25 protein-coding genes are annotated in these 24,469 nt (G+C 72.9%); 13 read left to right on the top strand and 12 right to left on the bottom strand.

Annotation, left to right across the window (positions count from 1 at the left end):
* Positions 1-82 precede the first annotated feature (82 nt).
* Positions 83-328: a DUF2630 family protein gene (locus ACZ6W9_RS12930; RefSeq protein WP_362928391.1), complete on the bottom strand. Its 246-nt coding sequence runs from the start codon at positions 326-328 to the stop codon at positions 83-85.
* A gap of 294 nt (positions 329-622) precedes the next feature.
* Between ACZ6W9_RS12930 and leuA the strand changes: the two genes are divergently transcribed.
* The gene (gene leuA / locus ACZ6W9_RS12935) at positions 623-2,335 is read left to right on the top strand and encodes a 2-isopropylmalate synthase (RefSeq protein ID WP_389955683.1); all 1,713 of its coding nucleotides are present in this window, start codon (positions 623-625) and stop codon (positions 2,333-2,335) included.
* A 130-nt stretch (positions 2,336-2,465) separates the two neighbouring features.
* Here the strand turns inward: leuA and ACZ6W9_RS12940 are convergent, their stop codons facing one another.
* Positions 2,466-3,416, bottom strand: a complete 951-nt coding sequence (locus ACZ6W9_RS12940; protein ID WP_470117791.1) for a phospholipase D-like domain-containing protein — start codon at positions 3,414-3,416, stop codon at positions 2,466-2,468.
* Here ACZ6W9_RS12940 and ACZ6W9_RS12945 point away from each other — a divergent pair.
* Positions 3,415-3,642: a hypothetical protein gene (locus ACZ6W9_RS12945; protein WP_470117793.1), complete on the top strand. Its 228-nt coding sequence runs from the start codon at positions 3,415-3,417 to the stop codon at positions 3,640-3,642. The genes ACZ6W9_RS12940 and ACZ6W9_RS12945 overlap by 2 nt on opposite strands.
* 217 nt (positions 3,643-3,859) lie before the next feature.
* Positions 3,860-4,414: a hypothetical protein gene (locus ACZ6W9_RS12950; protein ID WP_470117795.1), complete on the top strand. Its 555-nt coding sequence runs from the start codon at positions 3,860-3,862 to the stop codon at positions 4,412-4,414.
* Positions 4,415-4,507: 93 nt separating this feature from the next.
* Here ACZ6W9_RS12950 and ACZ6W9_RS12955 read toward each other — a convergent pair whose 3' ends face one another.
* The 4 genes from ACZ6W9_RS12955 to ACZ6W9_RS12970 all read right to left on the bottom strand — a co-directional run bounded on the left by ACZ6W9_RS12955 (position 4,508) and on the right by ACZ6W9_RS12970 (position 8,974).
* Complete coding sequence (locus tag ACZ6W9_RS12955) at positions 4,508-6,757, bottom strand: multicopper oxidase family protein (RefSeq protein WP_470117797.1); 2,250 nt, start codon at positions 6,755-6,757, stop codon at positions 4,508-4,510.
* Positions 6,754-7,215 (bottom strand): DUF6220 domain-containing protein, encoded by a 462-nt coding sequence (locus ACZ6W9_RS12960; protein WP_389955672.1) that lies wholly within the window; start codon positions 7,213-7,215, stop codon positions 6,754-6,756. The genes ACZ6W9_RS12955 and ACZ6W9_RS12960 overlap by 4 nt, the downstream gene beginning before the upstream one ends.
* Positions 7,216-7,487: 272 nt before the next feature.
* Positions 7,488-7,910 carry a hypothetical protein gene (locus ACZ6W9_RS12965; RefSeq protein WP_389955669.1) on the bottom strand — a complete coding sequence of 141 codons (423 nt, stop codon included), beginning with the start codon at positions 7,908-7,910 and terminating at the stop codon, positions 7,488-7,490.
* Between the two features lie 32 nt (positions 7,911-7,942).
* Positions 7,943-8,974 carry a sigma-70 family RNA polymerase sigma factor gene (locus ACZ6W9_RS12970; protein WP_470117799.1) on the bottom strand — a complete coding sequence of 344 codons (1,032 nt, stop codon included), beginning with the start codon at positions 8,972-8,974 and terminating at the stop codon, positions 7,943-7,945.
* 268 nt (positions 8,975-9,242) lie between these two features.
* On the opposite strand from ACZ6W9_RS12970, the gene ACZ6W9_RS12975 reads away from it, so the two are divergent.
* Positions 9,243-9,464 carry a hypothetical protein gene (locus tag ACZ6W9_RS12975; RefSeq protein WP_362928409.1) on the top strand — a complete coding sequence of 74 codons (222 nt, stop codon included), beginning with the start codon at positions 9,243-9,245 and terminating at the stop codon, positions 9,462-9,464.
* Positions 9,465-9,710: 246 nt separating this feature from the next.
* Here ACZ6W9_RS12975 and ACZ6W9_RS12980 read toward each other — a convergent pair whose 3' ends face one another.
* Positions 9,711-10,265, bottom strand: a complete 555-nt coding sequence (locus tag ACZ6W9_RS12980; protein ID WP_362928411.1) for a YciI family protein — start codon at positions 10,263-10,265, stop codon at positions 9,711-9,713.
* Between the two features lie 135 nt (positions 10,266-10,400).
* Between ACZ6W9_RS12980 and ACZ6W9_RS12985 the strand changes: the two genes are divergently transcribed.
* From ACZ6W9_RS12985 to ACZ6W9_RS13005, 5 genes are all read left to right on the top strand, one after another.
* The gene (locus ACZ6W9_RS12985; RefSeq protein ID WP_362928413.1) at positions 10,401-10,805 is read left to right on the top strand and encodes a GntR family transcriptional regulator; all 405 of its coding nucleotides are present in this window, start codon (positions 10,401-10,403) and stop codon (positions 10,803-10,805) included.
* On the top strand, positions 10,802-11,692 hold the full coding sequence (locus tag ACZ6W9_RS12990) for an ABC transporter ATP-binding protein (protein WP_389955660.1): 891 nt from the start codon (positions 10,802-10,804) through the stop codon (positions 11,690-11,692). Before ACZ6W9_RS12985 ends, ACZ6W9_RS12990 begins: the two co-directional genes overlap by 4 nt.
* A complete protein-coding gene (locus ACZ6W9_RS12995) occupies positions 11,689-12,738 on the top strand; it encodes an ABC transporter permease (protein ID WP_389955657.1) in 1,050 nt (349 codons plus the stop codon). The genes ACZ6W9_RS12990 and ACZ6W9_RS12995 overlap by 4 nt, the downstream gene beginning before the upstream one ends.
* A gap of 65 nt (positions 12,739-12,803) precedes the next feature.
* Positions 12,804-14,222 (top strand): S41 family peptidase, encoded by a 1,419-nt coding sequence (locus ACZ6W9_RS13000; RefSeq protein ID WP_470117803.1) that lies wholly within the window; start codon positions 12,804-12,806, stop codon positions 14,220-14,222.
* A 13-nt stretch (positions 14,223-14,235) separates the two neighbouring features.
* Entirely contained in the window at positions 14,236-15,426 is a 1,191-nt protein-coding gene (locus ACZ6W9_RS13005) for an alpha/beta hydrolase family protein (RefSeq protein ID WP_470117805.1), read from the top strand.
* 102 nt (positions 15,427-15,528) lie between these two features.
* On the opposite strand, the gene ACZ6W9_RS13010 is transcribed toward ACZ6W9_RS13005, so the two are convergent.
* Positions 15,529-16,227, bottom strand: a complete 699-nt coding sequence (locus tag ACZ6W9_RS13010; RefSeq protein ID WP_470117807.1) for a TetR/AcrR family transcriptional regulator — start codon at positions 16,225-16,227, stop codon at positions 15,529-15,531.
* A 115-nt stretch (positions 16,228-16,342) separates the two neighbouring features.
* Between ACZ6W9_RS13010 and ACZ6W9_RS13015 the strand changes: the two genes are divergently transcribed.
* The 3 genes from ACZ6W9_RS13015 to ACZ6W9_RS13025 are packed head-to-tail and all read left to right on the top strand — an operon-like array spanning position 16,343 to position 18,614.
* Positions 16,343-16,693, top strand: coding sequence for a YrdB family protein (locus ACZ6W9_RS13015; protein WP_389955646.1), 351 nt, complete (start codon positions 16,343-16,345; stop codon positions 16,691-16,693).
* Between the two features lie 51 nt (positions 16,694-16,744).
* The gene (locus ACZ6W9_RS13020) at positions 16,745-17,689 is read left to right on the top strand and encodes an NAD-dependent epimerase/dehydratase family protein (RefSeq protein WP_389955643.1); all 945 of its coding nucleotides are present in this window, start codon (positions 16,745-16,747) and stop codon (positions 17,687-17,689) included.
* Positions 17,690-17,705: 16 nt separating this feature from the next.
* Positions 17,706-18,614 carry a Gfo/Idh/MocA family protein gene (locus tag ACZ6W9_RS13025; RefSeq protein ID WP_389955640.1) on the top strand — a complete coding sequence of 303 codons (909 nt, stop codon included), beginning with the start codon at positions 17,706-17,708 and terminating at the stop codon, positions 18,612-18,614.
* A 107-nt stretch (positions 18,615-18,721) separates the two neighbouring features.
* Here the strand turns inward: ACZ6W9_RS13025 and ACZ6W9_RS13030 are convergent, their stop codons facing one another.
* The 3 genes from ACZ6W9_RS13030 to ACZ6W9_RS13040 all read right to left on the bottom strand — a co-directional run bounded on the left by ACZ6W9_RS13030 (position 18,722) and on the right by ACZ6W9_RS13040 (position 22,333).
* The gene (locus ACZ6W9_RS13030) at positions 18,722-19,732 is read right to left on the bottom strand and encodes an acetamidase/formamidase family protein (RefSeq protein WP_389955638.1); all 1,011 of its coding nucleotides are present in this window, start codon (positions 19,730-19,732) and stop codon (positions 18,722-18,724) included.
* Positions 19,729-21,159: an APC family permease gene (locus ACZ6W9_RS13035; RefSeq protein WP_389955636.1), complete on the bottom strand. Its 1,431-nt coding sequence runs from the start codon at positions 21,157-21,159 to the stop codon at positions 19,729-19,731. Before ACZ6W9_RS13035 ends, ACZ6W9_RS13030 begins: the two co-directional genes overlap by 4 nt.
* 85 nt (positions 21,160-21,244) lie before the next feature.
* Entirely contained in the window at positions 21,245-22,333 is a 1,089-nt protein-coding gene (locus ACZ6W9_RS13040) for a substrate-binding domain-containing protein (protein WP_362928437.1), read from the bottom strand.
* Between the two features lie 69 nt (positions 22,334-22,402).
* Between ACZ6W9_RS13040 and ACZ6W9_RS13045 the strand changes: the two genes are divergently transcribed.
* Positions 22,403-22,861, top strand: coding sequence for a MarR family winged helix-turn-helix transcriptional regulator (locus ACZ6W9_RS13045; RefSeq protein ID WP_470117811.1), 459 nt, complete (start codon positions 22,403-22,405; stop codon positions 22,859-22,861).
* Positions 22,862-22,954: 93 nt separating this feature from the next.
* On the opposite strand, the gene ACZ6W9_RS13050 is transcribed toward ACZ6W9_RS13045, so the two are convergent.
* Positions 22,955-24,238, bottom strand: coding sequence for a Glu/Leu/Phe/Val family dehydrogenase (locus tag ACZ6W9_RS13050; RefSeq protein ID WP_470117813.1), 1,284 nt, complete (start codon positions 24,236-24,238; stop codon positions 22,955-22,957).
* Between the last annotated feature and the right edge of the window lie 231 nt (positions 24,239-24,469).

A 24,469-nucleotide genomic window follows, 5' to 3' on the forward strand; every position in this document is an offset into this window, starting at 1 on the left:
GCCGCAGTCTAACCACGCGGACCGCGCCGGCCACGGGCGACCACGGGCGGCGGGACGGCCGGACGGCGGCTCCCGCCGGCTGCTACTGGCGGTAGCCCTCGACCTCGCCGACCGGGCGCGGCGCCGCCGAGTCGGGGTCCTCCCCGGCGTCCCGGCGCGCCCGGCGCTGCCGCAGCAGGTCCCATGCCTGGTCGAGCGCCTCCTCGACCTGCCGGACCCGGTTGTTCTCCTCGTACGAGGAGATCCCGCCGGAGGCCAGCCGCCGGCGCAGGTCGTGCTCCTCCTCGATGAGGTCGTGGATGTGGGCGAGGATGTCGGTGTCCTTCATGGGTCTCCCCGATTCGGATTCGGCGGTAGCGTCAATCTAACCCGGCCGGTACGGCTCTGTCCTGAGCGGGGTTTCCTCGGCTGACGATGTCGTCCCACACCCCCCGTGAGCTGGGACGTCTCGATTCATGAGATCCGCAGGCGTGGATTTGGGACGGTCTGCTAACGTGCTAGACATGCTGCGCGGGCTGCTTCTTAGCTGCCGCGACGAGGGCCTGTAAGAGGTCGGCCCCCTCGTCGCGGAGCGAGCCATGCGCGTCGGCCACGATCGTTTCCCACGTCGAGGAGCCATTGCATGTATCCGCAGCAGCAGCCCAGTCCCATGCCGTTCCGGCGTTATCAGCCCTTCGTCCCGGTCAGGCTCGACGACCGCACCTGGCCCGGCAAGGTCATCGAGACCGCGCCCCGGTGGTGCGCGGTGGACCTGCGTGACGGCAACCAGGCGCTGATCGACCCGATGGACGCCCACCGCAAGCTCAAGATGTTCGAGCTGCTGGTGCAGACCGGCTACAAGGAGATCGAGGTGGGCTTCCCCGCCGCCTCGCAGACCGACTTCGACTTCGTACGGCAGATCATCGAAGAGGACCGGATCCCCGAGGACGTGGTGATCCAGGTCCTGACCCAGGCCAGGCCCGAGCTGATCGAGCGGACCTTCGAGTCGCTGCGCGGCGCCAGGCAGGCCATCGTCCACCTGTACAACTCCACCTCCACGCTGCAGCGCCGCGTGGTGTTCGGCCAGGACCGCGAGGGCATCACCGCGATCGCGGTCGAGGGCGCCAAGCTCTGCAGGAAGCTGGCGGCCGAGCTGGAGGACACCGAGATCTACTTCCAGTACTCGCCCGAGTCCTTCACCGGGACCGAGCTGGAGTACGCCGTGGAGGTCTGCAACGCCGTCAACGACGTCTGGCAGCCCACCCCCGACCGCAAGGTCATCGTGAACCTGCCGGCCACCGTGGAGATGGCCACCCCCAACGTCTACGCCGACCAGATCGAGTGGATGCACCGCAACCTCGCCTACCGCGACTCGATCGTGCTGTCGCTGCACCCGCACAACGACCGGGGCACCGCCGTGGCCGCCGCCGAGCTGGGCTACATGGCCGGGGCCGACCGCATCGAGGGCTGCCTGTTCGGCAACGGCGAGCGCACCGGCAACGTGTGCCTGGTCACGCTGGGGATGAACCTGTTCTCCCAGGGCGTCGACCCCGAGGTCGACCTGTCCGACATCGACGAGATCCGCCGGGTCACCGAGTACTGCAACCAGCTGCCGGTCCACCCCCGCCACCCCTGGGGCGGCGAGCTGGTCTACACCGCCTTCTCCGGGTCCCACCAGGACGCGATCAAGAAGGGCCTGGAGCACCTGGAGCGCGACGCGGCCGCCGCGGGCGTCCCGGTGGACGAGTTCCCGTGGGCGGTGCCGTACCTGCCGATCGACCCCAAGGACATCGGCCGCACCTACGAGGCGGTCATCAGGGTCAACAGCCAGTCCGGCAAGGGCGGCGTCTCCTACATCATGAAGGCCGACCACAACCTCGACCTGCCGCGCCGCCTGCAGATCGAGTTCTCCCGGGTCGTCCAGGCCCGCACCGACACCCTCGGCGGGGAGGTCAACCCGGCCGAGATGTGGGAGGTCTTCTCCGACGAGTACCTGCCGAACCCGGCGCGCCCCTGGGGCAGGCTGGGCCTGCTCGCGCACCGCGGCGTCTCCACGGTCGACGAGAAGGACGTCATCAGCGTCGACCTGCGGCTGGACGGCGAGATCCGCGAGGCCGAGGGCGTGGGCAACGGCCCCATCTCCGCCTTCTGCGACGCCCTGACGCGGATCGGCTTCCCGGTGCGCGTCCTGGACTACGCGGAGCACGCCATGAGCGCCGGCACCGACGCCAAGGCGGCCTCCTACATCGAGTGCGAGGTGGCGGGCCAGGTGCTGTGGGGCGTGGGCATCGACTCCAACACCACGACCGCCTCGCTCAAGGCCGTCATCTCCGCCGTCAACCGCGCCGCCCGCTGAGGGTTCAGGTCCCGTCCGGGCCCACCCGCCCGGACGGGACCTGACCGCGCCGGCCGTACGGCGTGCTTCCGGGCACCGCCGTACGGCTCGCGGGGGAGTCGCGGGCCTTTCCGGGCCGCGGGGCGGGTGCTCAGGTCGCGGAAACCGGTACGGCGGCGGCGCGGGCCTTGTCGAAGTTGGCGACGTAGCGCCGGTAGATGGTCTTGTCGTTGAGCCGCAGCATGGTCTCGTCGTTGCGGCGCAGCGACGTCTCGTTGTAGTTGTGGCTGCCGGTGAAGACCCAGCGGGCGTCGCGGTCCCCGTCGTAGGACCCCTCGACCAGCAGGTACTTGGAGTGGATGCGGCCGGGCAGCGCGTTCCCGTCGCCGAGGGCGCGCAGCTCGACGCGGGGCTCGGCCAGCAGCAGCCGCCTGACCTCGTCGTCCATGATCCCGTAGACGATCTGCACCGAGCAGCCCTGGGCGGCGAGATCGCGGAGCCGCTCGGGGATCGCGACGCGGTAGGCGTCCCACTCCGACATCCCGACGCGGAGCTTCGTGCGGCCCTCGCAGGAGACCTTGTCGAGGTACTCGACGACGGGGTCGGTGGAGGCGTCCGTGCCCGCCCGCGGGAAGAAGTGCGCCCGCACCGAGCCGCCGGCCGCGCCGGTGTTGACGACGCGGTAGTAGTCGAGGTTCTTCCGCTCCGCCGCGAGGTCGGCGAAGTAGCCGTCGTACGCCTGGTACAGCCGCCGGTTGCCGGGCAGGACGACCGCGTTGTTCCAGTACGTCGTGGAGTTCAGGTCGGTGAGGTTGGCCGACGACTGCACGACCACGTTCGAGGCCCGGCCCGTCCGGGAGAACGTGTAGAACTTGTTGTGCTGCCCCTTGTCCCCGATGCAGGCCGCCGTGCCGCCCGACATCGGGCCGGTGCAGACGTGCACCCACGATCCGGCCGAGGTGTCCGTGCCCAGCTCGGTCGCCAGCCGCGACGCCACGGTGGCGCCGCGCTTGTCGCCGTCCAGGATCACCCGCACCTCGACGCCGCGCCGGTGGGCCTCGGCGAGCTCCTCGGCGAACTCCGTGCCGGCCGTACCGGACATGACGAAGTGCGCGACCTGGATCCGCGCCCCCGCGGGAGTCTGGTGGACCAGGCCGCAGAGCCTGCGCACGATGGCGGCCGGGTCGCCCCCGACGGGCTCGCTGAAGACGGCGTCCGTGGTGACCGGGGTGTCCGGGGCGCTCGCGCAGACGCCGCCGCTCGCCGCGGTCGTGTCGCCCGTCGCGATCCTGGACGGGCCGGTGGCGGGTCCGGGAACGGCGGCCTGAAGCCCGGGACAACGGCCGGCGAACTTCTCCAGTGTGATTCACCTCTCTTCGGGAGGCCCGAACCGCGTGTGGGGCGGCCGCCCCCGGTTTCCGCAGAATGAAGTTCCACCCAGAAGGGTTGCGGCCCACACGTCGGGTACGGCAGTCCCCGCCGCAATGGAACGCGGCGGGCCGCCGGGGAACCGGCGGGCCCGCCGCTCGGGGACAGGGGAAAGAGATGCAACGCAACACCATCGTGCGCTCCGTGCACGACCTCGGCATGGCCGCCTGGTTCGGCGGATCGCTGATGGGCGCCGTCGGTCTCAACGGCGCCGCCTCGGCGGTCGACGACCGGAGCGAGCGGACGAGGGTGGCCAACGTCGGATGGAGCCGGTGGACCCCGGTCAACGCCGCGGGGATCGCCGCCAACCTCATCGGCTCGGCCGCCGTGCTGTCGGCCAACAAGGGCCGTGTCGCGACCCAGAGCGGCGTCGGGAAGAGCAGCACCGCCAAGGCGGCGCTGACCGCGGGGGCCATGGTCGCCACCGCCTACAGCAGGGCGCTGGGAAAGAAACTGGAGCGCGCGGGCGACGTGCCCGCCGAGGGCGCCCTGGAGCCCGGCAAGGAGACCCCGGAGGACGTCGCCCGGGTGCAGCGGCGGTTGCGCGTCGTGCAGTGGGTCATCCCCGCCATGACCGGCGGCCTCGTCGTCCTGAACGCCCTGCACGGCGAGCAGCAGCGGCCGAACCAGGTCTTCGGCGGCATCGCGCGCCGGGTGCTCGGCAGGGGATAGGGACGCGCCCCCGGCACGTCCCGTGTGCCGGGGACGCGGTCTCCGCGACCGTCGTCGCGGGGACCCGTCGTCCGCCGGCCGGGCGGGGAGCCCTCAGCCGCCGTGGGCGCCGTGGAACGGCGTGGTCACGCCCTCGTAGTCCAGGTGCAGGACCATCCCCTGGTCGGCGTGGGCGAGGTTGTGGCAGTGGTTCATCCACATGCCCGGGTTGGCGGCGCGGAAGGCGACCTCCCACACCTCGCCGGGACGCACGTCGAAGGTGTCCAGCCACAGCGGGCTGCCGCCCGTCGCCCGCCCGTCACGGGAGAGCACCAGCACCCGATGCCCGTGCAGGTGCCAGGGATGGGTGTCACGGCTCCGGTTGACGACGGTGAAGCGGACGAGCTCGCCGTCCCTGACGACCTGGGTGGGGATGGACGGGAACGCGCGGCCGTTGACCGTGTGCGCGTACATCGGCCGGCCGCCGGAGAACGTCAGGCCGCGGTCGAGCACGAGGGTGAACCGCCGGTCGAAGCGGTTGCCGGAGCCGAACGGCGTGCCGGCCGGGGTCCCGTACCGGGTGATGTCGAGCTCCGGCCAGCTCGCGCCGTCCCCGGCGCTCCCCGCGGCGCCCGCGGGTCCGGCCGCCCCGGAACCGGCCCCCGGGGCGGTTCCCGATCCGGACTCCGACGCGGGCGCCGGGCTCGCCGACGGAGCGGGCGCCGAGGCGCCCCCGGCGCCCTCCCGCGATGACAGCCGCAGACCCTCCGTACGGTCGTCCACCGCGAGCAGCACCGTCCGCGCCGCGGGCATGGTGAACGCCAGGTCGTAACGGCCTCCCGCGGGCAGCCGAAGCCCGGTCCTGCCCAGCCCGCCGGGGCCGTTCAGGTCCTGCCCGTCCACGGCCACCAGCCGGTACGGCGTGCCCGCCAGGGTGAACCGGTGCGGCGTGTCGTCGGTGTTGACCAGGCGGAGCCGTACGGGGGTCCCGGGGGCGGCGGACCGTTCGATCGTCCGGTCCTGGTCGCCGAGCACCGTCGCGCCCCCGAAGGTGTGCACCGGCAGCGTGAGATCCAGTCCCGCCGCGGACACGTCCGGTCCGCCGGAGCCGCCGTCCCGCGTCCGCCCGCTCTCCCCGCCGGACGCCGCACCGGGTCCGGAGCCGGAGCCGGAGTCGGAGCCGGAACCGGCCGGTCCGCCGGCCCGGGGGCTGACCACCAGCGTGCCGTAGAGACCCTTCCGGACGCCGATGTCGGAGACCTCGTGCGTGTGGTACCAGTAGGTCCCCGCCTGGTCCGCCAGGAACCGGTAGGTGAACTCCTGACCGGGCCGTACGGCGTCCTGGGTCAGGCCCGGGACCCCGTCCTCGCCGGCGGGCACGTCGTAGCCGTGCCAGTGGATCGTCACGCCCGACGTGACGTCGGCGTTGCGCAGCCGTACCTCGATCAGGTCGCCCTCGACGGCGGTGATCGGCGGGCCGGGCACGCGGCCGTCGAAGGTCCACGCCGCCACGCGCCGCCCGGAGGACAGGGTGACGGTGGCGGTGCGGGCGGTCAGCGTGAACCTGCGCACCGTGCCGCCCGGCGCGGGTTCGGAGGGGCCGCGCAGCGCGGTCACCGGCCGGGCGTCTCCCACCGCGGCTCCGCGCGTCTCCGGCGCGTGCTCTCCCATGGCGTCCACGCCGGTCGCGTGCTCACCGGCGGTGTGGGCTCCGGTGGCGTCCGCCGTACGGCCGTCCGCCCGGTGCCCGGCGGCCATGTGGCCGCTCGGCGGCCCGCCGCCCGCGTCGGTCTCCGGGGCGGGGACGAACGCCAGCCCCGTCCCGGCGAGCCCCGCCGCCAGTGCCGCCGCGACGGCGACCCTCGTGGCGGACGCCGGAAGGGACACGGGGGCGGAGACGATCCGCCAGGTGAGGAGCACGGCCGCCCCGACCAGGGCCACCGTGACCAGCCCGGCGCTCCAGGTCGCCGGGTATCCGAGCAGCAGCGCGTACACCGGCCCGGCCACGGCGGCGTAGCCGGCGCCGAGCAGCGGGACGACGACGGCGGGCCGCCCCGCGAGGTCCGCCCCGCCGCCGCGGGCCGCCCTGACCAGGCGCGGCCCGGCCACCGCCGCCGCGAGCAGTCCGGCGACGGCGAGCAGCGGCACCGTGAGGGTGATCTTCTCCTGGACGAACCACCAGCCCGCCCCGGCCAGCACGGCGGCGGTGACGGCGCGGGCCACCGACAGGACGGCCGCCGCGACGAACAGGGCCAGCGCGATCCCGGACCGCCGGGCGGCCGCCGCCGCGCCCGCCCCCAGCCACGCCACGGCGACCAGGACCGAGACCAGCAGGTCGAACGTGATGAGGGTGGCGACGCTCATGACACGCGCGCCGCGGGCTCTCCCGGTGCCGTCCCGCCGGACGCGGCTCCGGCCGGGGCCGCCGCCAGAGCCCTGGCCCGTCGCAGGACCGATCCGGCCGCCCCCATGACGGCCAAGCCGTTGATCGCGTGCAGGCCGAGGACGGCCAGGCCCGCGGTGGTGGTGTAGCCGGTGTCGTCGTTCAGCGCCCTGCCCAGGACCACGATCAGCACCTGGACGATCACCAGGCCCAGCGGCAGCAGGGTGAACCCGATCAGCCGTCCGGGCGCCTTGGCCAGGGCCGCGGCCACGGTGGCCAGCAGCGACAGGATCGGGATGGCCATCATGCCGAACGTGTCGTGCAGCGCGAACGAGCCCTCCTCCATGGGCCTGTCGAACGCGCCGACCGCCGCGAAGTAGAACTGCACGACCACGGAGGCCAGCAGCAGGCCGGCCAGCACGACGTAGACCTTGCGCACGGTTCGCTCCTTCCTGTTCCATCGCTTCCGCCCGTCGTCGGACGGTCACTGGCGATGGTGTCCGACGCGGCCCGCGCTGTCGTCCGCCGGACGGAGGCGAACGGCCTACTCTCGGTGCGGTACGGATCACCCCGTGGGAGTACGCCGCCCGCGGTGCCTGCCGTGGCGGGCCGCGGTTCCGGCAGGTCCGGCAGGAGGGACCGGCCGCCCGGCCGCCTCGGGGAGACCGGCCGCCTGGCCGAGGCCCGGGGGGAGAGCCGGCCGCCGGACGCTCAGCGGCGGCGCGGACCCGCCGGGCGGACCCGCCGGAAGAGCTCGGCGACGTAGCCCACGGCCGCGGCGGGCAGGTAGACGACGACCGCCCGGCCGAGCCCGTCCTGCAGGAAGGACTCGGCGAACGGCTCGTCCGGCAGCGTGAGCCGCCGGGACACCACCACGACCAGCAGGCAGCCCGCGAAGGGCACGAGGGCGGCCAGCAGCGGGCGGACGAACGCCGCCCCGCCCCGCCCGGTCGCAACCCGCGCGGCGAAGAACATCCCGCCGACCAGGAAGAAGGCGACGCACGCCATGTTGACGGCGCTGGCGAGCACGATTCCACGCAGCGGTTTGCCGGCGTAGAGCAGCAGCATGAGGGCGAGCACCAGCCCGCCGGCGATCACGGAGGGAAGCCACGGCCATCGCCTGAGTTCGCTCATGGGCTCAAGCTAACCGCTGATACGTAGACTGTCTACATATGATTTCCCGGCCCCGCCCCACCGGCCCGCGCCGGGAACGCCCCCGGTTCCAGCACGGCGGGCAACCCGAAGACCGTGAACACCCCGGCGTCCTGGAAGACCGTGTTACGGCGGACGAGCCCGCCGGCGACGGTGAACACCTGAAGGGTGTGCAGGTGATGGCGGCCGTCCTCCCCGCGCGCGTAGGCCGCCACCGCGGGCTGGCCGTTGGCCGAGGTCGGGACCATCCGCCAGCCGGTGCCCCGCATGGCGAAGACGCGGGCGATGAAACGGCCGTAGGCCGCCCGCCCGGTGAACCAGTCGAGGAACGGCGGCATCTCCAGGACGACGTCCTCCGTCAGCAGCCGCTCCAGCGCCGCGACGTCGGCGTTCTCGAACGCCGTGACGTACCGGTCGATCAGCGCCCGGCGGGCGGGGTCCGCGGGCTCGCCGATGCCGTCCTCGCCGGCCGCAGCCGTCTCGCCGAGCCGCGCGCGGGCGCGCTGCAGGGCGCTGTTCACCGCGGCCGTCGTGGTGCCCAGTGCCTCGGCCACCTCGGCCGCTGGCCAGTCGAGGACGTCGCGCAGGATCAGCACGGCGCGCTGCCGGGCGGGCAGGAACTGCATGGCCGCCACCAGGGCCAGCCGCAGGCTTCCCCGGGCCGCGACGACGGCGGCCGGGTCACCGTGGGCGGGCGGCACCAGCGCGTCCGGGAACGGCTGCAACCAGGGCACCTCCCACCCCGGGGTCAGCGGCCCCTCCGGATCGTCGCCCGGAGCGCCGATCGCCGACGGCAGCGGCCTGCGGTCCCGCTTCTCCAGGGCGGTGAGGCAGGCGTTCGTGGCGATCCGGTACAGCCAGGTGCGCAGCGAGGCTCGCCGCTCGTCGAACCGGTCGTAGGCCCGCCAGGCCCGCAGCATGGTCTCCTGCAACAGGTCCTCGGCGTCGTGCACCGAGCCCAGCATCCGGTAGCAGTGCGCCAGCAACTCCCCCCGGAACGGCGCCGTACGGCCCGCGAACTCCTCGGCGCCCCCACTCGTCGTCATCGTCGGCTCTCTCCTCGTCGTCCCGGCCGTGACCGGACCCTACTCGTCGGTCCGCCGGTACATACCGCGGAAAGGCCCACGACTCATCGCTGAGGCCGCTCTGGGAGGCGGCCCTGTCGAGTGACACGAAATGCGGATGATCGGAGCGCGAGAGGACGTCATCATGAGCTCGTGCCCCTGTCGCCATCGAGAGGGAGAAAGCGTTACCGCGTCGGCGCTCCGGAAGTACGGGCCGGTGGAGTTCTGGGAATCCGAGAGACTGGAAACCATGACCATGCGCTGCACCCAATGTGACGGCACGGACCTGGAGCCGGGATTCGTCGAGGACGCCGGAGAGCATTCACGGGGATACGGTCGCTGGATCGCGGGTCCTCTGAAGCGCGGCCCGCTCGGCAACGCCAGGCGCATGGGAAAGACGCGCTGGATCATCGAGGCGTTCCGCTGCACCCGCTGCTCCCACCTCGAACTGTTCGCCCGCTCCGAGGAATGAGGCCTGGATGCGGAGCCGGTTAGACCTCGGGTGCGGAGCCGACGGCGGCAGGTGCCCCGAGGCCTGGGCTGATCGGGAAACAGCACTGTGGCCTCGCGAAACTACAAATAACTTTTAGTTCCACGTGTAGCCGGTTCACCGAACTACAAGTGACGACGGCGAGCGATCTCGGCCTGCCGCCCGGACGGGCCTTCATCCGATGAGCCACGTCGGCTCTCGACATGGCCGGGTCGCTCTCGCCGGTCGTCAGCGGCCCTGAGCGGGTCTGCCGCCGAAGCGCCAGGGATGGACCTCCGTACGGCCGTCGCCGCCGGCCGGCAACAGCGCCGCGGCGGTCTCCCGGTCCGGAGCCTCCACCAGGGCCGCCCGGCCGAGCCGCGTCTCACCGTCGAGGGAGAGCAGCTCGCCGTACACGATCAGGTGTTCCGACGTGGCCGGCGCGGGGCCGGGGCCGCCCATGGCGAGCACCAGGAACCGGTCGTAGCCGTCCACGGCCCCGGTGAAGTCCCACATGGTGCGGCCCAGGACGTTGCGGAAGCGGTACAGCAGCACCGACGCGAAGACGCCGGCCCGGTGGTACGGCTCCTCGTGGGCGAACGCGCGGGCGGCCTTCGCATCCGGGAGGTCGACGATGTGCAGGCTGCCCGTCGGCTCGGCCTCGTCGCCATGGTGGGTCAGCGTGGGACCCCGGGCGACCAGCACCTCGGCGTACCCGTCCATGAAGGCCCAGTGGTCCTCGCTCAGATCCACCTTGAGCCCGAACGTGCCGGGACGGTCGCGGCCGTACACGAAATACTCCACGACCGCCCAGCCTAGATGATCTCGGCGCCCCGGCCCGGCATCCCATGGAATCAGCCGTCGCGGAAGAGCCGGTTGCGGGGTGCTTCCCATGATCCATCAACATCCATTAGCCTAAAGTACTAGGAGACTAGATAAATGGTGGAAACAGTGATCGAGTTCTATCTGGACGGCAGGTCGGGCGTCTCGCCGTACCTGCAACTGGTCCAGCAGGTACGGCAGGCGCTGCGGCTCGGCCTGCTGCGTGAGGGCGACCGGCTCCCGACCGTCAAGGAGGTGGTGGCGCGGCTGGCGATCAACCCCAACACGGTGCTCAAGGCCTACCGGGAGCTTGAGCACGAAGGACTGGTGGCCGCCAGGCCCGGCGTCGGGACGTTCGTGACGAGGACGCTGACCGACGCCTCGCTGGCCGCGCACGGGCCGCTGCGTCAGGAGCTGCGCCGCTGGCTGACCAAGGCCCGCCTGGCCGGTCTCGACGACGAGAGCATCGAGGCCCTTTTCATGACGACCTTCCGGACCACCGCTCAGGAGGACATAGCGTGACCGCCGTCTTACAGGCCCGGGGACTGGGCAAGAGGTACGGCAGGCGCTGGGCGCTGCGCGAGTGCACCGTCGACATCCCGGCGGGTCACGTCGTCGGGCTGGTCGGTCCCAACGGAGCCGGCAAGACCACGCTGCTGAAGCTGGCCTGCGGTCAGCTCGAACCGACGGCGGGCGGCGTCACCGTGCTCGGCGGCCGGCCGGGAAGCACGCCCGCGCAGCTGGCCAGGGTCGGGTTCGTCGCCCAGGACGCCCCCGTCTACGCGGGACTGACCGTCGCCGAGCACCTGCGGCTGGGGGCGCGGCTCAACCCCCGCTGGGACGACGGCGCGGCGCGGGAGCGCATCGCCCGGCTCGGCATCGACCCCGCCCACCGGGCGGGCGGGTTGTCCGGCGGCGAGCGCGCCCAGCTCGCCCTCACCCTGGGCCTGGCCAAACGGCCCGAGCTGCTGATCCTGGACGAGCCGGTCGCCGCGCTCGACCCGCTGGCCCGCCGCGAGTTCATGCGGGGACTGATGGAGGCCGTCGCCGAGCACGAGTTCAGCGTCGTCCTCTCCTCCCACCTGGTCTCCGACCTGGAACGGGTCTGCGACTACCTGATCGTCCTCGTCGACTCGCGCGTCCGGGTCGCCGGGGAGATCGACACGCTGCTGAGCACCCATCACCGGCTCACCGGCCCGCGCCGCGACCCCGGCAGGCTCCCCGCCGACCAGCACGTGGTCTCCGCACACCACACCGACCGGCAGAGCACGTACGTGGTCCGCACCGACGCCCCGATCCACGACCCCGCCTGGACGGTCAGCCGGCTCGGCCTGGAGGACCTCGTCCTGGCCCACATGGACGGGTCCGTCACCGACGGCCGGCGGGTCGCCCTGGAGGTGCGGCGATGATCTGGCTGACCTGGCGCCAGTTCCGCGGCTCGGCCGCGATGACGGCCGCCGTCCTCGTCGTCCTCACCGCCGTCCTGGCCCTGACCGGCCCGGACCTGGCCTCCCGCTACTCCGCGGGGATCGCCGCCTGTACGAGGGACGACACCTGCGAGCGCTTCTACGACCGCTTCTTCGACGGCCACCAGCTGCCCTTCCTGGCCGTCAGCCTCGTCGTGCTGCTCCTGCCCGTCCTCCTCGGGCTCTTCTGGGGAGCACCGCTGATCACCCGCGAACTGGAGGCGGGCACCCACCTGCTGGTGTGGAACCAGAGCGTCACCCGCGGCCGCTGGCTGGCGGTCAAGCTCGGCCTCATCGGCCTGACCGCCACGGCCGCCGCCTGCCTGTGCGGCCTCGTGGTGACCTGGTGGTCCGGCCCCCTGGACAGGTCGGCCGTTCCCGAACTGGCCGTGATGGCTCCCCTGGTCTTCGGCGCGCGCGGCATCACCCCGATGGGGTACGCGGCCTTCGCCGTCGTCCTGGGCGTGACCGTCGGCATGCTGGTGCGCCGCACGCTGCCCGCCGTGGCCCTCACCCTGACCGCCTTCGTCGCGGTCCAGTTCGCCGTGCCGCTGCTGGTCCGGCCCCACCTGATGTCCCCGATCACCGAGACCTTCGAGATCAGCCAGGCGAACGTGCCCGGCATCGCCATCGACGGGGAGACCGGATCCGCGCACATCGTGCTGAGGCCGGTCGTTCCCGGTCATCCCGGCGCCTGGGCCCTGTCCAGCGACCTCCTCGACCCGTCCGGGCGCACGATCGCCCGTGTCGGAGAGGAAGGCCCCGTCGGCGTCTCCACCACGTCGGGCCCCTGCGCGCCGATGGGAAGATCGCCGGAAATGGGCGCGTGCCTGGCCGAGGTCAACGGCCTCGGCTACCGGCAGCGGGCGACCTACCACCCCCTTGAGCGCTTCTGGCCCTTCCAGTGGATCGAGACCGGGATCTACGCCCTGCTCACCGCCGGTCTCACGGGGTTCTGCTTCTGGTGGATCCGCAGGCGTCTGTCATGACCGGGCGTGCCGAGGTCATCGGTGAGCACGGCACCCCGGGCATCCGATCGCCGAAGGAGACGATCATGACCGCCGTCAGGGCCGCGGCCGCCGGGCTCGCCCTCCTGTCGGCGGCGGCCTGCACCACGCCGCCGCCGCCGCGCAGCCAGGCGGGCACGGCCGCCGGCACGGTCTGCGCGCGGCCTCGCGGAATCCCCGGGCCGGAGACGGCCACCACGATCGACATCATCGAACAGGCGTACTTCTGCATCCTCGGCAACCACTACGGCGGCGCCACCCTGGACGCGCGCTCGCTGCTGACCGCCGGATTCGTCGCCCTGACCCAGGAGCTGAACCGCGATGGGCGCGACCTGCCCGAGGCGACGATGCCCGCGCTGACCGGCGACCGCGGAGCCGACTGGGCCGCCTTCGAAGCCGCCTACCGGAAGATCACCGATAAGGTCCCCGGCCTTCGCGACAGGCTGGCCGTCGTCACCCTCGAGGCCGTCGTGGCCGCCCTCGGCGACGACCACGCCCGCTGGACGCACGATGTCAGAACGCCGCCCGACCACTACGACGGTGACGGCTACGACCTGGGTGTCGAGGCGAACGTCAGCGGCCCGCAGGTGGACGGCGACCCCGGCGCCGCGCTCCCCCCGCTGTTCGTCACCGCCGTACCGGGCGGCGCTGCGCGGGCCGCCGGGCTGCGCCCCGGTGACGTCATCGAATCGATCAACGGCTCGGCGCCCTTCGTCGACGGGAAGGCCGGCCCCGCGATCGCCGCCCTCTACCCGCGCTATCCGGAGGCGCGCCCGGTCGAACTGCGACTCCTGCGGCAGAGCACCGGCCGCCGCCGGACCGTCACGCTCAAGCCCGGCCTCTACCCGCAGGATCCGGCCACCCTGCGGGTGGTGACGTCGAAGCTGCTGGACGACGACGTCGCCTATGTACGGCTGCGCGGGTTCGCCTCCGACTCCGCGAACAGGGTTCTCAAGGCCGTCTCCAGGCTGCGCGCGGGCCGGACGCTGTCCGGCCTCGTGCTGGACCTGCGCGGCAACGGCGGCGGCAGCCCCGCGGAGGCGACCCGGCTGGTGAGCGCGTTCGTCCACGGCAGGGTCACCGCCTACCAGTGCACCGTGGACGACAGGTGCCAGGCCATGTGGACCGACGGCACCGTCGAGCTGCTCGGCCTGCCGCTGGTGGTGCTCGTCGACCGCGGCTGCGCCTCGGCCTGCGAGCACTTCAGCGCCGCGGTCAAGGACCTGCGCGCCGGCCGGCTGGTCGGCACCAGGACCGCCGGGGTCGTCTCCGGCCCGGCGCAGCCATACCTGCTCAGGAACAACACCGTCCTGAGCCTCCCCGCCAGGCACCACCTGGGGCCTGACCGTGAGGTGATCGACCGGATCGGCGTGCCGCCCGACCACCACGTGCCCCCGACCCCCGAGGACGCGGCCGCCGGGCGCGACCCCGCGCTGGTCAAGGCCCTGACCCTGCTGCACGAGTGAATCGGACCTCTCCATGAGACAGTTCCCGGCCGTCGTCGCGGGACCGGCCGTCCTGACAGCCCTGACAGCCCTGGCCGTCCTGGCCGTCCTGACAGTGTCCGCCTGCTCCACGCCCACGCCGCCCCGGACCGGCACCCCGCCGGTCACGCCGACCGGCCCCGCGGCCCTGCCCGCCCCGACCGGCCCCCACCCGGTCGGCACCACCGCCCTGTACCTGAAGGACACCTCCCGCCCTGATCCGTGGAACCTCGACGCCGACGCCAGAGAACTCAAGGTCACCCTGTGGTACCCGGCCGGGCGGCGGGACGGGCCTCGGGCGCCGTACATGACGCCCGAGGAGTCGGAGCTCCTGCTGAAGGGCAAGGGGATCGCCGGCGTGCCGTACGACACGCTGAGCAGGACGCGTACGAACGCCGTCAAGGACGCCGCCCCCGCCGGACGGAGGCTTCCGCTGGTGGTGCTCTCGCCGGGCTTCACCGAGCCGGTGAGCACGCTCACCTCCCTGGCCGAGGACCTGGCCGGCCGGGGGTACGTCGTGGCCGGGATCGACCACACCTACGAGAGTCACGCCACGACCCTCCCCGGCGGGCGGGTCGCCGGATGCCTCGCCTGCGACAGCGACACCGACCCGGGCTTCGGCACGGGCGTGGTCCGGGGCCGGGCCGCCGACGTCTCCTTCGTGCTCGACCGGCTGATCTCCGGGTGGGGGGCGCACGGCCTGATCGACCGCACCCGGATCGCGATGGCGGGCCAGTCGATCGGCGGGGCCGCCGCCCTGGCGGCCATGGTGGAGGACCCCCGCGTGCGGGCCGGGATCGACATGGACGGCACCACCTACGCCCGGATCCCCCGGAGCGGCCTCTCCCGGCCGTTCATGTTCATGGGGTCGCCGCAGCACGTCCCGGGGGGCCGCGACACCTCGTGGGACCGTGACTGGAAGCGGCTGACCGGGTGGAAGCGCTGGCTGGTGCTGTCCGGCAGCGAACACGGCTCCTTCACCGACTCGCCGCTGCTGGAGGACGCCCTCGGCATCAGGCACCCTCCCGGCGTCCTGACCGCGGCGCGGTCCGCCGAGCTCGTCCGCTCGTACGTGGCGGCCTTCCTCGACCGGCACCTGAAGTCACGGCGGCAGCCCCTCCTGGACGGGCCGTCACAGCGCTTCCCCGAGGCCGGGTTCTGCCCCGGGGCGTGCGGCCGACCCTGAGGTCACACGCGCCACGTCCGAGGTCATGCCCCTTCGAGGGCCGGCCTGGTGCGGCTCCCGGGCCCGGCCGGGAGCCGCGGCGGGATGAGCTCGGTGACGGGCTCAGAGGGGCAGGCCGAGGTAGGCGGCGTGGGAGCGCATGGCGTGGTCGAAGGCCGGGCCGCGGTCGAGGATCGCGTTGTTGAACTGGCCGAACAGCTCGAAGTTGACCCAGCCGAACAGGCCGGTCCAGGCGACCAGGGCGCGGGCGATCGCGTCGTCGGGGACGTCCGGGATGATCCCCCGTATCCGGGCGGCGTCCTCGGCGAACGACGCGGCCGTGGGAGGGGTGAGGTCCGGCGGGTTCAGCGCCCCGGCGTGGAAGGCGTCGGAGACGATGCGGCCGTAGACGACGGTGTCGCGCACGGCCGCGGCGACGGTGTCCTGCGGCGCCTGGTAGCCGGGTACGGGCGAGCCGTACAGCAGGGCGTACTCGTGCGGGTGGGCCAGCGCCCAGTCCCGTACGGCGTGGCAGACCGCCAGCCACCGGCCGGTGTGGTCCTCGCGGGGCGCGGCCGTGTCGGCGTTCTCGACGGCTTCGCCGAGGGCGTTGTAGGCGTCGAGGATCAGGGTCGTGAGAAGGTCGTCCCGGGAGGGGAAGTAGCGGTAGATCGCCGAGGAGACCATGCCCATCTCCCGGGCGACGGCCCGCAGGGAGAGCCCCGCGGCCCCCTCGGTGGCGAGCTGCCGGCGCGCGATGTCGGCGATCTCCCTGGTCAGCTCGGCTCTGACCCGTTCCCGTGCTGTTCGGCTTGAGCTCATGGTCAGGACGATATCAGAGCGGCGGAAATAAAAGAGAGCACTGCTCTTGACGAGAGTCTCTCTTTTGAGAGAGCATTGCTCTCACAACGAAGCAACGATCTCATCGGAGCCCCCCATGCTGAACCTCGCTAAAGGCGCGAACCTCCTCGTCATGTTCCTGCTGGAGCTGGGCGTCCTCGTCGCGGCGGGGGTCTGGGGCTTCACCACCGGAGCGAACTGGCCGATGAGGCTGCTCCTCGGGCTGGGCGCCCCGGTGGCGTTCGCCGTGGTCTGGGCGGTCTTCGGCGCGGGCGGCGGCGCCAACGCGCCGATCCCGGCCACCGGGCTCGGCCGGGTCGCCCTGGAGGTCGTCTGGTTCGGCGGCGGCGCGGCGGCCCTGGTGGCGGCCGGCCGTACCGGCGCGGGGGCGCTGCTCGCCGCGGTCTTCCTCGTCAACGCGGGGCTGCGGCTGCTGTGGAACCAGTGAGAAGCAGTGAGAACCGGTGAGAGACCAGTGAGAGTGAGAGGGAGAGCGACCATGAGCAAGCACGTCGTCGCGGGGGCCGGGCAGGTCGGCTCGCAGGTGGCCCGGCTGCTGGCCGAGCGGGGTGACGAGGTGGTCCTCGTCAGCCGTTCCGGCTCCGGCCCCAAACTGCCGGGCGTCCGCCGGGTCGCCGCGGACGTGGCCGACCGCGACCGGATGGCCGGCCTCACCAGGGGCGCCGCCACCCTGTTCAACTGCGTCAACCCGCCCTACCACCGCTGGGCCGAGGCGTGGCCCCCGATGGCCGCCTCCATGCTCGGCGCCGCCGAGACCTCCGGCGCCGGATACGTGATCCTCGGCTGCCTGTACGGCTACGCCGCCCCCGACCGGCCGATGCGCGAGAGCGACCCGCTCACCCCGCCCAGCGCCAAGGGCGCCGTCCGGGTGCGGCTGTGGCGCGACGCCCTGGCCGCGCACGAGGCCGGCCGGGTCAGGGTGACCGAGCTGCGGGCCTCCGACTACTTCGGCCCCGGCTCGCTGGACCAGGCGCACCTGGGGGAGAGGTTCGTCCCCCGGCTGCTCTCGGGGAAGGTCGCCCGCTTCATCGGCGACCCCGGGCAGCCGCACAGCTGGACCTACACCCCCGACGTGGCGCGGGCCCTGGTGACGGCGGCCGGGGACGACCGGGTCTGGGGACGCGCCTGGCACATCCCCACCGACGCGCCGCTGCCGGCCGCCCAGGTCGCCGACCGGCTGTGCGAGCTGGCCGGCGTCCGCAACCCGGGCGTCAGGGCGATGCCGCACTGGCTGGTCCGCGCCGGGGGCGCCTTCTCGCCCATGCTCGGCGAGCTGGAGGAGCTGCGATACCAGTTCACCCGGCCCTTCGTTCTCGACTCCACCGATTTCCAGACGACCTTCGGCATGTCGCCCACCCCGCTCGACGAGGCGCTGACCTCGACGATCGCGTGGTGGCGGAACCGTCTCGCGGCGGCGGCGTAGGCCGTACGCTCGGAGCATGCAGATCGCCATGATCGGCCTGGGGGACATCGCGGAGAAGGCGTACCTGCCCGTCCTGTCCGCGCTGCCCGGCCTCGACATCCACCTCAGCACCCGTAACCGCGACACCCTCGACCGCCTGGGCGACGCCTACCGGGTGGCGTCCCGCTCCACCTCGGTGGAGGAGGTGATCGAGGCCGGGGTCGAGGCGGCCTTCGTGCACGCCGCGACCGCCGCGCACGTCAAGGTCGTCGAGCCGCTGCTCCGGGCGGGCGTCCACGTCTACCTCGACAAGCCGATCGCCTACACCTACGCCGAGTCCGAGCGTCTGGTACGGCTCGCCCGCGAGCGGCGGCGGTCGCTGCTGGTCGGCTTCAACCGTCGCCGGGCGCCGTCCTACCGGGAGCTGCTCGGCCTGCCCCGCGACCTGGTGGTCATGCAGAAGAACCGCAGGGACCTCCCCGAGGACCCGCGCGTCGCGATCTTCGACGACTTCGTCCACGTCGTGGACACGCTCAGGTTCCTGGCGCCCGGCCCGGTCGAGCACACCCAGATCCGCACCCGGGTCGCCGACGGCCTGCTGGAGCACGTGACGCTGGAGCTGTCGGGCGACGGCTTCACCGCGTTCGGGATCATGAGCAGGACGAGCGGCGCGTCCGAGGAGACCGTGGAGGTCATGGGCGGGGGCGTCAAGCGCCGGGTGGTGAACCTGGCCGACGTGATCGACTACGCCGGGGGGGAGACGCTGACCCGGCGCGGCGACTGGGTCCCGGTCGGCGAGCAGCGCGGCATCGAGCAGGTCTGCCGGGAGTTCCTCGACGCGGTCCGCTCCGGCGTCGTCATCGACGCCGGCGACGCCCTGGTCACCCACGCGGTCTGCGAGGACATCGTCCGGGCGGCGATCCACCCGGCGACCGACGCCCTCTAGGACCTGACAGGTCCTAGGCCCCAGCCGGCCGTCCGGGCCGCGTCGCAGGACGGCCCGGACGGCCGGGGGGACATGCCGGGCCCGCCCCTGATCCGGGCCCGAAGATGTCAGCGCTGTCCGAGGTAGGCCCGGCCGAGGGCGCGCAGCCGTTCGTGGGCCGACTCGTAGACCGCCGGACCTCCGAGGTACGCCTTGGGGATCTTGGCGAGCATCGTGTAGTTGGTGTCGCAGACGTTGCCGACCGGCGCCTCGCCGATCTGGCTGACGAGCTGGTAGGCGTCCAGGGTCTCCAGGCCGGTGACCTCCGAGGCCCAGGTGACCAGGTCGTGCTGGCTGATCCGGTAGGCGTCCTCCAGCGGGCGGGCCGAGCCGGTCGACATCAGGTGGGTGTCGTCCTCCAGGCGCGGCCACGGGGTGGTCACCCCCTTGACCAGCTCCACCGCGACGACGGTGTTCATCGCCGCCTCGACGGCGGTGCCGCAGACCTCGCCGTGCCCCTGGCGGGCGTGGCCGTCGCCGACCGCGAACAGGCCGCCCTCGACGTTGACGTTCAGGTAGACCGTGACCCCGGCCCGCAGTTCGGGGGTGTCCATGTTGCCGCCGTGCGTGTCCGGGGTGATCGTCATCCGCGCCTCGGACGCGGCGGGCGCCACGCCGACCGTGCCGTGCATCGGGTCCAGCGGCAGCTCGACGGTGAAGTCGCCGTTGCGGGCGTGGTAGCGGACCACGCGGGCCTCGGCGTCGATGTCGTAGCGCCAGACGACCTCCGGCAGCGCCGGGGCGAGCATGGCCGTCGCGTGGGTGGGCGTGAGCGCGCCGAAGTGCGGGAAGGTCGCCGACACCGCCCAGTCCCTGGCCGGTTCGATGGAGACGAAGTGCAGGGCGAGCGTGTCGCCGGGCTCGGCGCCCTCCACGTGGAAGGGGCCGGTGACCGGGTTCAGGTAGGGGAAGTCGCAGACGCGCGAGGGCAGGTCCCCGACGGAGCGGACCCGCCCGGCGAAGCAGTCCTCGGTGTACATCTCGACGACGGTGCCGGGCCGGATCCGCCGTACGGCCGGCCGCCCGCCGAAGGTGTAGCTCAGCTCGGAGGGCTCGGGCCGGTAGGAGACGACGTTCATCGCGCGTCCCCCGTCCGCCCGGAGCGGGAGGCCGAGGGCTCCGGCGCGTCGCCGTGCATCCCGGACAGCGTGGGGCGGCGGCCCAGTGCGTAGGAGACGGCCAGCAGCACGACGCCGAGGGCGATCCAGGACAGCCCCAGCGTCTTGGCCTCGAAGCTGGCGTTGATCACGACGTAGCCCAGGATCGCGAAGCCGATGACCGGGGCGAGCAGGTGCCGCCACAGGTCGCGGCTGCGCCGCCGTACGACGTAGTGGACGACCACCGACACGTGCAGCACGAGGAAGGCGGCCAGCGCGCCGAAGTTGACCAGCCCGCTGATCAGCGGGATGCCGTTGTCCGGGCGGGTGGTCAGGTACAGCCCGACGGCCAGGGACACCGCCGCCGTCAGCAGGGTGGCGTTGACCGGCACCCGGTGCCGGGGGTCCACCTTGGCGAGGAAGGACGGGAGCTGGCGGTCACGGGCCATCGCGTACAGCAGCCGCGAGGTGGCGGCCTGGGCGACGAGGGAGTTGGCGAAACCCCAGGCGATGGCGGTGGCCACCGCGGTCAGGATGCCGAGCCAGCGGCCCCCGGCGAACTCGGCGACGTCGTAGAACGCGGTGCCGGCCGGGTCGCCCTGGGACAGCAGCCGGGCGCGGTCGGGGACGAGCAGCGCGGCCACCCAGGTCTGCGCGATGAACAGCGCGCCGGCCAGGCCGAGCGCGGCGATCATCGACTTGCCCAGCCGGCGGCTGTCGACCTGGCTCTCCTCGGCCAGCGTCGAGATGCCGTCGAAGCCGAGGAAGGACAGCACCGCGATCGAGACCGCCCCGAAGACCAGCGGCCAGGAGAACGTCGAGGAGTCGAACAGCGGGCTGAGCGCCCCCACCTGGGCCTTGCCCGACAGGAGCGCGACCGCGCCGACGATGAGGAAGATCGCCAGGACGATCAGCTCCGCGACCAGCATGATCTTGGTGACCCGCGCGGTCATCTGGATGCCGGTGTAGTTCACGATCGTGTTCAGCAGCACGAACACGATCAGCCATCCCCAGATGGGGATGAAGGGCACGAACGACGCCATCGCCGCGCTCGCGATGAGGTAGAGCAGCGCCGGCACCAGCACGTAGTCGAGCATGATCGCCCACCCGGACAGGAATCCGACGGGGGCGGCGATGCCCCGTCCCGCGTAGGTGTAGACCGAGCCGGCCATCGGGAAGGCACGGGCCATCTGCGCGTAGGACGACGCGGTGAACGCCATGGCGACCATGCCGATGGCGTAGGTCAGCGCGACCATGCCCCCGGAGCCCTGGTAGACGCTGCCGAAGATGCCGAACGGCGCGATCGGGACCATGAAGATCAGGCCGTAGACGAGCAGGTCGGTGAAGGTGAGGGATCTGCGCAGTTCCTGTCGGTAGCCGAACTGCTCTATGGAGGGCTCGGTGGTCATGGAAGCGAGCTCCTAAGCGCCGGAAAGGGGTCCGGTCGTACCTTAGGGGCGATCCTTCCATATGAAAAGTTTTCTATAGAAAGATTTAACGGACGATGTCGAAGTCCAGACCGTCCGCCCGGCCGAGATGGGCCCGCCGCCGCACCCCCCGGTTCAGCAGGGTCAGCCGCCCGCGCGCGGTGACGACGGAGGCGCCGTCGGCCACCGCGTCCACCGCGGGCACGGCCAGCGTCCCGGCCCGGCCCGCGAGCGCGGCCAGCATCAGCACCGCCTCGTAGCACCCCTGGCCGTGCCCGTTGAGCAGCGGCGCGTCGGGGCCGAACCGGCGGACGTAGCGCTCGCCCAGGCTCAGGCTCTCGTCGGTGACCAGGCTCGCGAAATACCCCATCGCCCCGTACAGCTCGCCGGTCGCGTCACCGCCGATGCCGAGCAGGCCGTGCTCCTCCAGCGCCCCGCACAGCCGCGGATGCGACAGCCCCGCCTCGGCGAAGGCCCGGTTGAAGGAGACGAGGTCGCTGCCGATCAGGCTGACCAGCAGGGCGTCGGCCCGGCAGGCGGCCAGCTCGGCCAGGACCGGCGCGAAGTCGCGCACGCCGTACGGCACCAGCCGCTCCCCGGCCACCTCCGCGCCACGCGAGCGCAGGTGACGCCGGGCCGTCCCGTGGACCAGTCGCGGCCAGACGTAGTCGTTGCCGAGCAGGAACCACCTGCGGGCCCGCCGCCGGTCGATGAGCCAGTCCAGGCCCGGCCGCAGCTGCCGGCCCGGCGTCTCGCCGAGGAAGTACACCCCCGGCGCGTGCCCGCCCCCCTCGTACGGCGGGGCGTAGACGAACGGCACCCGGCCGCCCAGCGCCCGCACGACCGCGATCCGCACGTCGCTGCCGTGCGTGCCCGCCACCGCGTCGATCGCCCCGGAGGCCGCCAGCCCGGCGACCTCGGCCGCCACCCGCGCGGCCGGCCCGCCGCCGTCGACCAGCACCAGCTCGACGGGCCTGCCGAGCATCCCGCCCGCGAGGTTGACCTCGTCGGCGGCGAGGACCGCGCAGTTGACCGCGCACGGGCCGACCAGGCCGAGGACCCCCGACAGGGGCACCACGAGCCCGACGCGCAGCGCGGCGCTCCGCAGCAACCGGGCTTCCAGCGGTTCCATGACGGGCGTGACGATGTCTGCCACACTGCGGAGTATCCTCCACTGCCGACGGGCGCCGACAGGCCCGTCACCCGACCGAGACGGGAGCGTCACGTGGCGACCACCGGGCTGGGCTCCTCGCTCGCCTACCTCCTCAGCCGGGCCGAGCGCAGCGTCAACCGCGGGCTCGCCGCCGCGGTGACCGCCGAGGGCGTGACCGTCGAGCAGTGGCGTATCCTGCGCGCCCTCGCCGACGGCCGGGGCCACTCCATGGGAGACCTGGCCGAGGCCGTGCTGATGCCCCACCCGACGCTGACCAAGGCGATCGACCGGCTCATCGACCGCTCCCTCGTCTACCGCGGCCACGACCCGGCCGACCGCCGCCGGGTCGCGGTCTTCCTCGCCGACCGCGGCGCCGAGCTGCTCGGCCGGGTGGAGGGCGGGGTGGCCGGCCACCACCGGGTGATCGAGGCGGCCTACGGCACCGAGCGCACCGAGCGGCTCATGCGCGACCTGGCGGGCCTGGTCGGCGCCCTGGAGGAGGCGGCGGAGCCGCCCGTCACCGCGACGTGACCGGGCCGCTCCGCCACGCCCGCGACGGGTCCGCCCGCCCCTGACCGGCCCGCCCGCCACGGACGGGCCGGTCTCTCCGCTCCAGAGGGCGGCTCAGGGGTACAGGCCCCGCATCCGGTGGGTCTCGGCGACCCGGCCCACGCCGATGACGTGCGCCGCCTCGCGCAGGGTGATCCCGCGCTCGGCCGACATCGCCGCGACCGCGTCGAAGGCTTCCTCCATCAGCCCGCGCAGCCTGGCGTCCACCTCGCCCGCGCTCCAGGAGCACGCCTGGAGGTTCTGCACCCACTCCAGATAGGAGACGATCACCCCGCCCGCGTTGGCCAGGATGTCGGGGACCACCGTGGTGCCGGCGTCGGCGAGGATCCGGTCGGCCTCGGGCGTGGTGGGGCCGTTGGCGCCCTCGACGACCAGTCCGGCCCTGATCCGGGACGCGTTGCCCGCCGTGATCACGCCCTCCAGCGCCGCGGGCACCAGCACGTCCACGTCGAGCTCCAGCAGCTCGTCGTGGGACAGGGCGTCGGCGTGGCGGTAGCCGTACACGCCGCCGGTCTCCTCCGCCCACGCCCGCAGGGCGTCGACGTCCAGGCCGGAACGGTCCACCACGGCCCCGGTGACGTCGGAGACCGCCACCACGCGGCAGCCGGCGTCGGCGAAGTACCGCGCCGCCCCCGCGCCGACCTTGCCGAACCCCTGGATCGCGACGGTACGGCCGTCCGCGGAGCCGCCGAGGGCCCTGAGCGCGGAGATCAGCACGCCGCGCGAGGTGGCCCCGGCCCGCCCGGCGGAGCCGCCGAGGATGGTGGGCTTCCCGGTCACCACGCCCGGCACGGGACGGCCGGCGTTGATGGAGTACGTGTCCATGATCCAGGCCATGGTCTGCTCGTCGGTGCCGACGTCGGGGGCCGGGATGTCCCGGTCCGGGCCGATGATCGGCATGATCTCGTTGACGTAGCGGCGGGTGACCCGCTCCAGCTCCCGCGTGCTCAGCGAGGCCGGGTCCACGGCGACGCCGCCCTTGGCGCCGCCGTACGGGATGCCGACCAGGGCGCACTTCCACGTCATCCACATGGCCAGCGCGGTGACCTCGTGGACGTCGGTGGAGGGGTGGAAGCGGACACCGCCCTTGGCGGGGCCGCGGGTGGTGTTGTGCTGCACCCGGAAGCCCTGCACGACGTCCATCCGGCCGTCCTCGCGGCGGACGGGCACCGAGACGGTGAGCGAGCGGCGGGGCGTGGCCAGCATCGTGCGCAGGCCGTCGTCGAGTCCGAGCCGGTCGGCGGCCCGGTCGAGCTGGAGCAGCGCGGCGTCGAGCGCCTGGCGCCCCGGGCCGATGAGAGTGGTCGCCGGCGTCGTTGACGGCACCATGGTGGTCATGAGGACAGCCTCCGTAGGATGGGCGGGGCGCCGTTGCCCCGCCCGGTACTGTTGGTGACGATCACATTAATGACGGGTTTTTTGCCCGCCAAGCAGGGCATGTTGCGTTCGTGTGAACGTTTCTTGTGCGTTCCGCTGCCTGCGGGCCTGATCCGTTGAAACCGATCAGATCAGGTGGAACGGGCCGGGGGAACGCGCCGATACGGCAGGCTTCCCTAGGAAAGCCTGCCG

The sequence above is a fragment of the Streptosporangium sp. NPDC053982 genome, from assembly GCF_055585205.1.

What these genes read in the sequence shown, in the direction of transcription:
- ACZ6W9_RS12930 (WP_362928391.1), bottom strand. Translation starts at nt 328, where the DNA reads ATGAAGGACACCGACATCCTCGCCCACATCCACGACCTCATCGAGGAG.
- leuA (WP_389955683.1), top strand. Translation starts at nt 623, where the DNA reads ATGTATCCGCAGCAGCAGCCCAGTCCCATGCCGTTCCGGCGTTATCAG.
- ACZ6W9_RS12945 (WP_470117793.1), top strand. Translation starts at nt 3,415, where the DNA reads ATGACGAAGTGCGCGACCTGGATCCGCGCCCCCGCGGGAGTCTGGTGG.
- ACZ6W9_RS12940 (WP_470117791.1), bottom strand. Translation starts at nt 3,416, where the DNA reads ATGTCCGGTACGGCCGGCACGGAGTTCGCCGAGGAGCTCGCCGAGGCC.
- ACZ6W9_RS12950 (WP_470117795.1), top strand. Translation starts at nt 3,860, where the DNA reads ATGCAACGCAACACCATCGTGCGCTCCGTGCACGACCTCGGCATGGCC.
- ACZ6W9_RS12955 (WP_470117797.1), bottom strand. Translation starts at nt 6,757, where the DNA reads ATGAGCGTCGCCACCCTCATCACGTTCGACCTGCTGGTCTCGGTCCTG.
- ACZ6W9_RS12965 (WP_389955669.1), bottom strand. Translation starts at nt 7,910, where the DNA reads ATGAGCGAACTCAGGCGATGGCCGTGGCTTCCCTCCGTGATCGCCGGC.
- ACZ6W9_RS12970 (WP_470117799.1), bottom strand. Translation starts at nt 8,974, where the DNA reads ATGACGACGAGTGGGGGCGCCGAGGAGTTCGCGGGCCGTACGGCGCCG.
- ACZ6W9_RS12975 (WP_362928409.1), top strand. Translation starts at nt 9,243, where the DNA reads ATGACCATGCGCTGCACCCAATGTGACGGCACGGACCTGGAGCCGGGA.
- ACZ6W9_RS12985 (WP_362928413.1), top strand. Translation starts at nt 10,401, where the DNA reads ATGGTGGAAACAGTGATCGAGTTCTATCTGGACGGCAGGTCGGGCGTC.
- ACZ6W9_RS12995 (WP_389955657.1), top strand. Translation starts at nt 11,689, where the DNA reads ATGATCTGGCTGACCTGGCGCCAGTTCCGCGGCTCGGCCGCGATGACG.
- ACZ6W9_RS13000 (WP_470117803.1), top strand. Translation starts at nt 12,804, where the DNA reads ATGACCGCCGTCAGGGCCGCGGCCGCCGGGCTCGCCCTCCTGTCGGCG.
- ACZ6W9_RS13005 (WP_470117805.1), top strand. Translation starts at nt 14,236, where the DNA reads ATGAGACAGTTCCCGGCCGTCGTCGCGGGACCGGCCGTCCTGACAGCC.
- ACZ6W9_RS13010 (WP_470117807.1), bottom strand. Translation starts at nt 16,227, where the DNA reads ATGAGCTCAAGCCGAACAGCACGGGAACGGGTCAGAGCCGAGCTGACC.
- ACZ6W9_RS13015 (WP_389955646.1), top strand. Translation starts at nt 16,343, where the DNA reads ATGCTGAACCTCGCTAAAGGCGCGAACCTCCTCGTCATGTTCCTGCTG.
- ACZ6W9_RS13020 (WP_389955643.1), top strand. Translation starts at nt 16,745, where the DNA reads ATGAGCAAGCACGTCGTCGCGGGGGCCGGGCAGGTCGGCTCGCAGGTG.
- ACZ6W9_RS13025 (WP_389955640.1), top strand. Translation starts at nt 17,706, where the DNA reads ATGCAGATCGCCATGATCGGCCTGGGGGACATCGCGGAGAAGGCGTAC.
- ACZ6W9_RS13030 (WP_389955638.1), bottom strand. Translation starts at nt 19,732, where the DNA reads ATGAACGTCGTCTCCTACCGGCCCGAGCCCTCCGAGCTGAGCTACACC.
- ACZ6W9_RS13035 (WP_389955636.1), bottom strand. Translation starts at nt 21,159, where the DNA reads ATGACCACCGAGCCCTCCATAGAGCAGTTCGGCTACCGACAGGAACTG.
- ACZ6W9_RS13050 (WP_470117813.1), bottom strand. Translation starts at nt 24,238, where the DNA reads ATGACCACCATGGTGCCGTCAACGACGCCGGCGACCACTCTCATCGGC.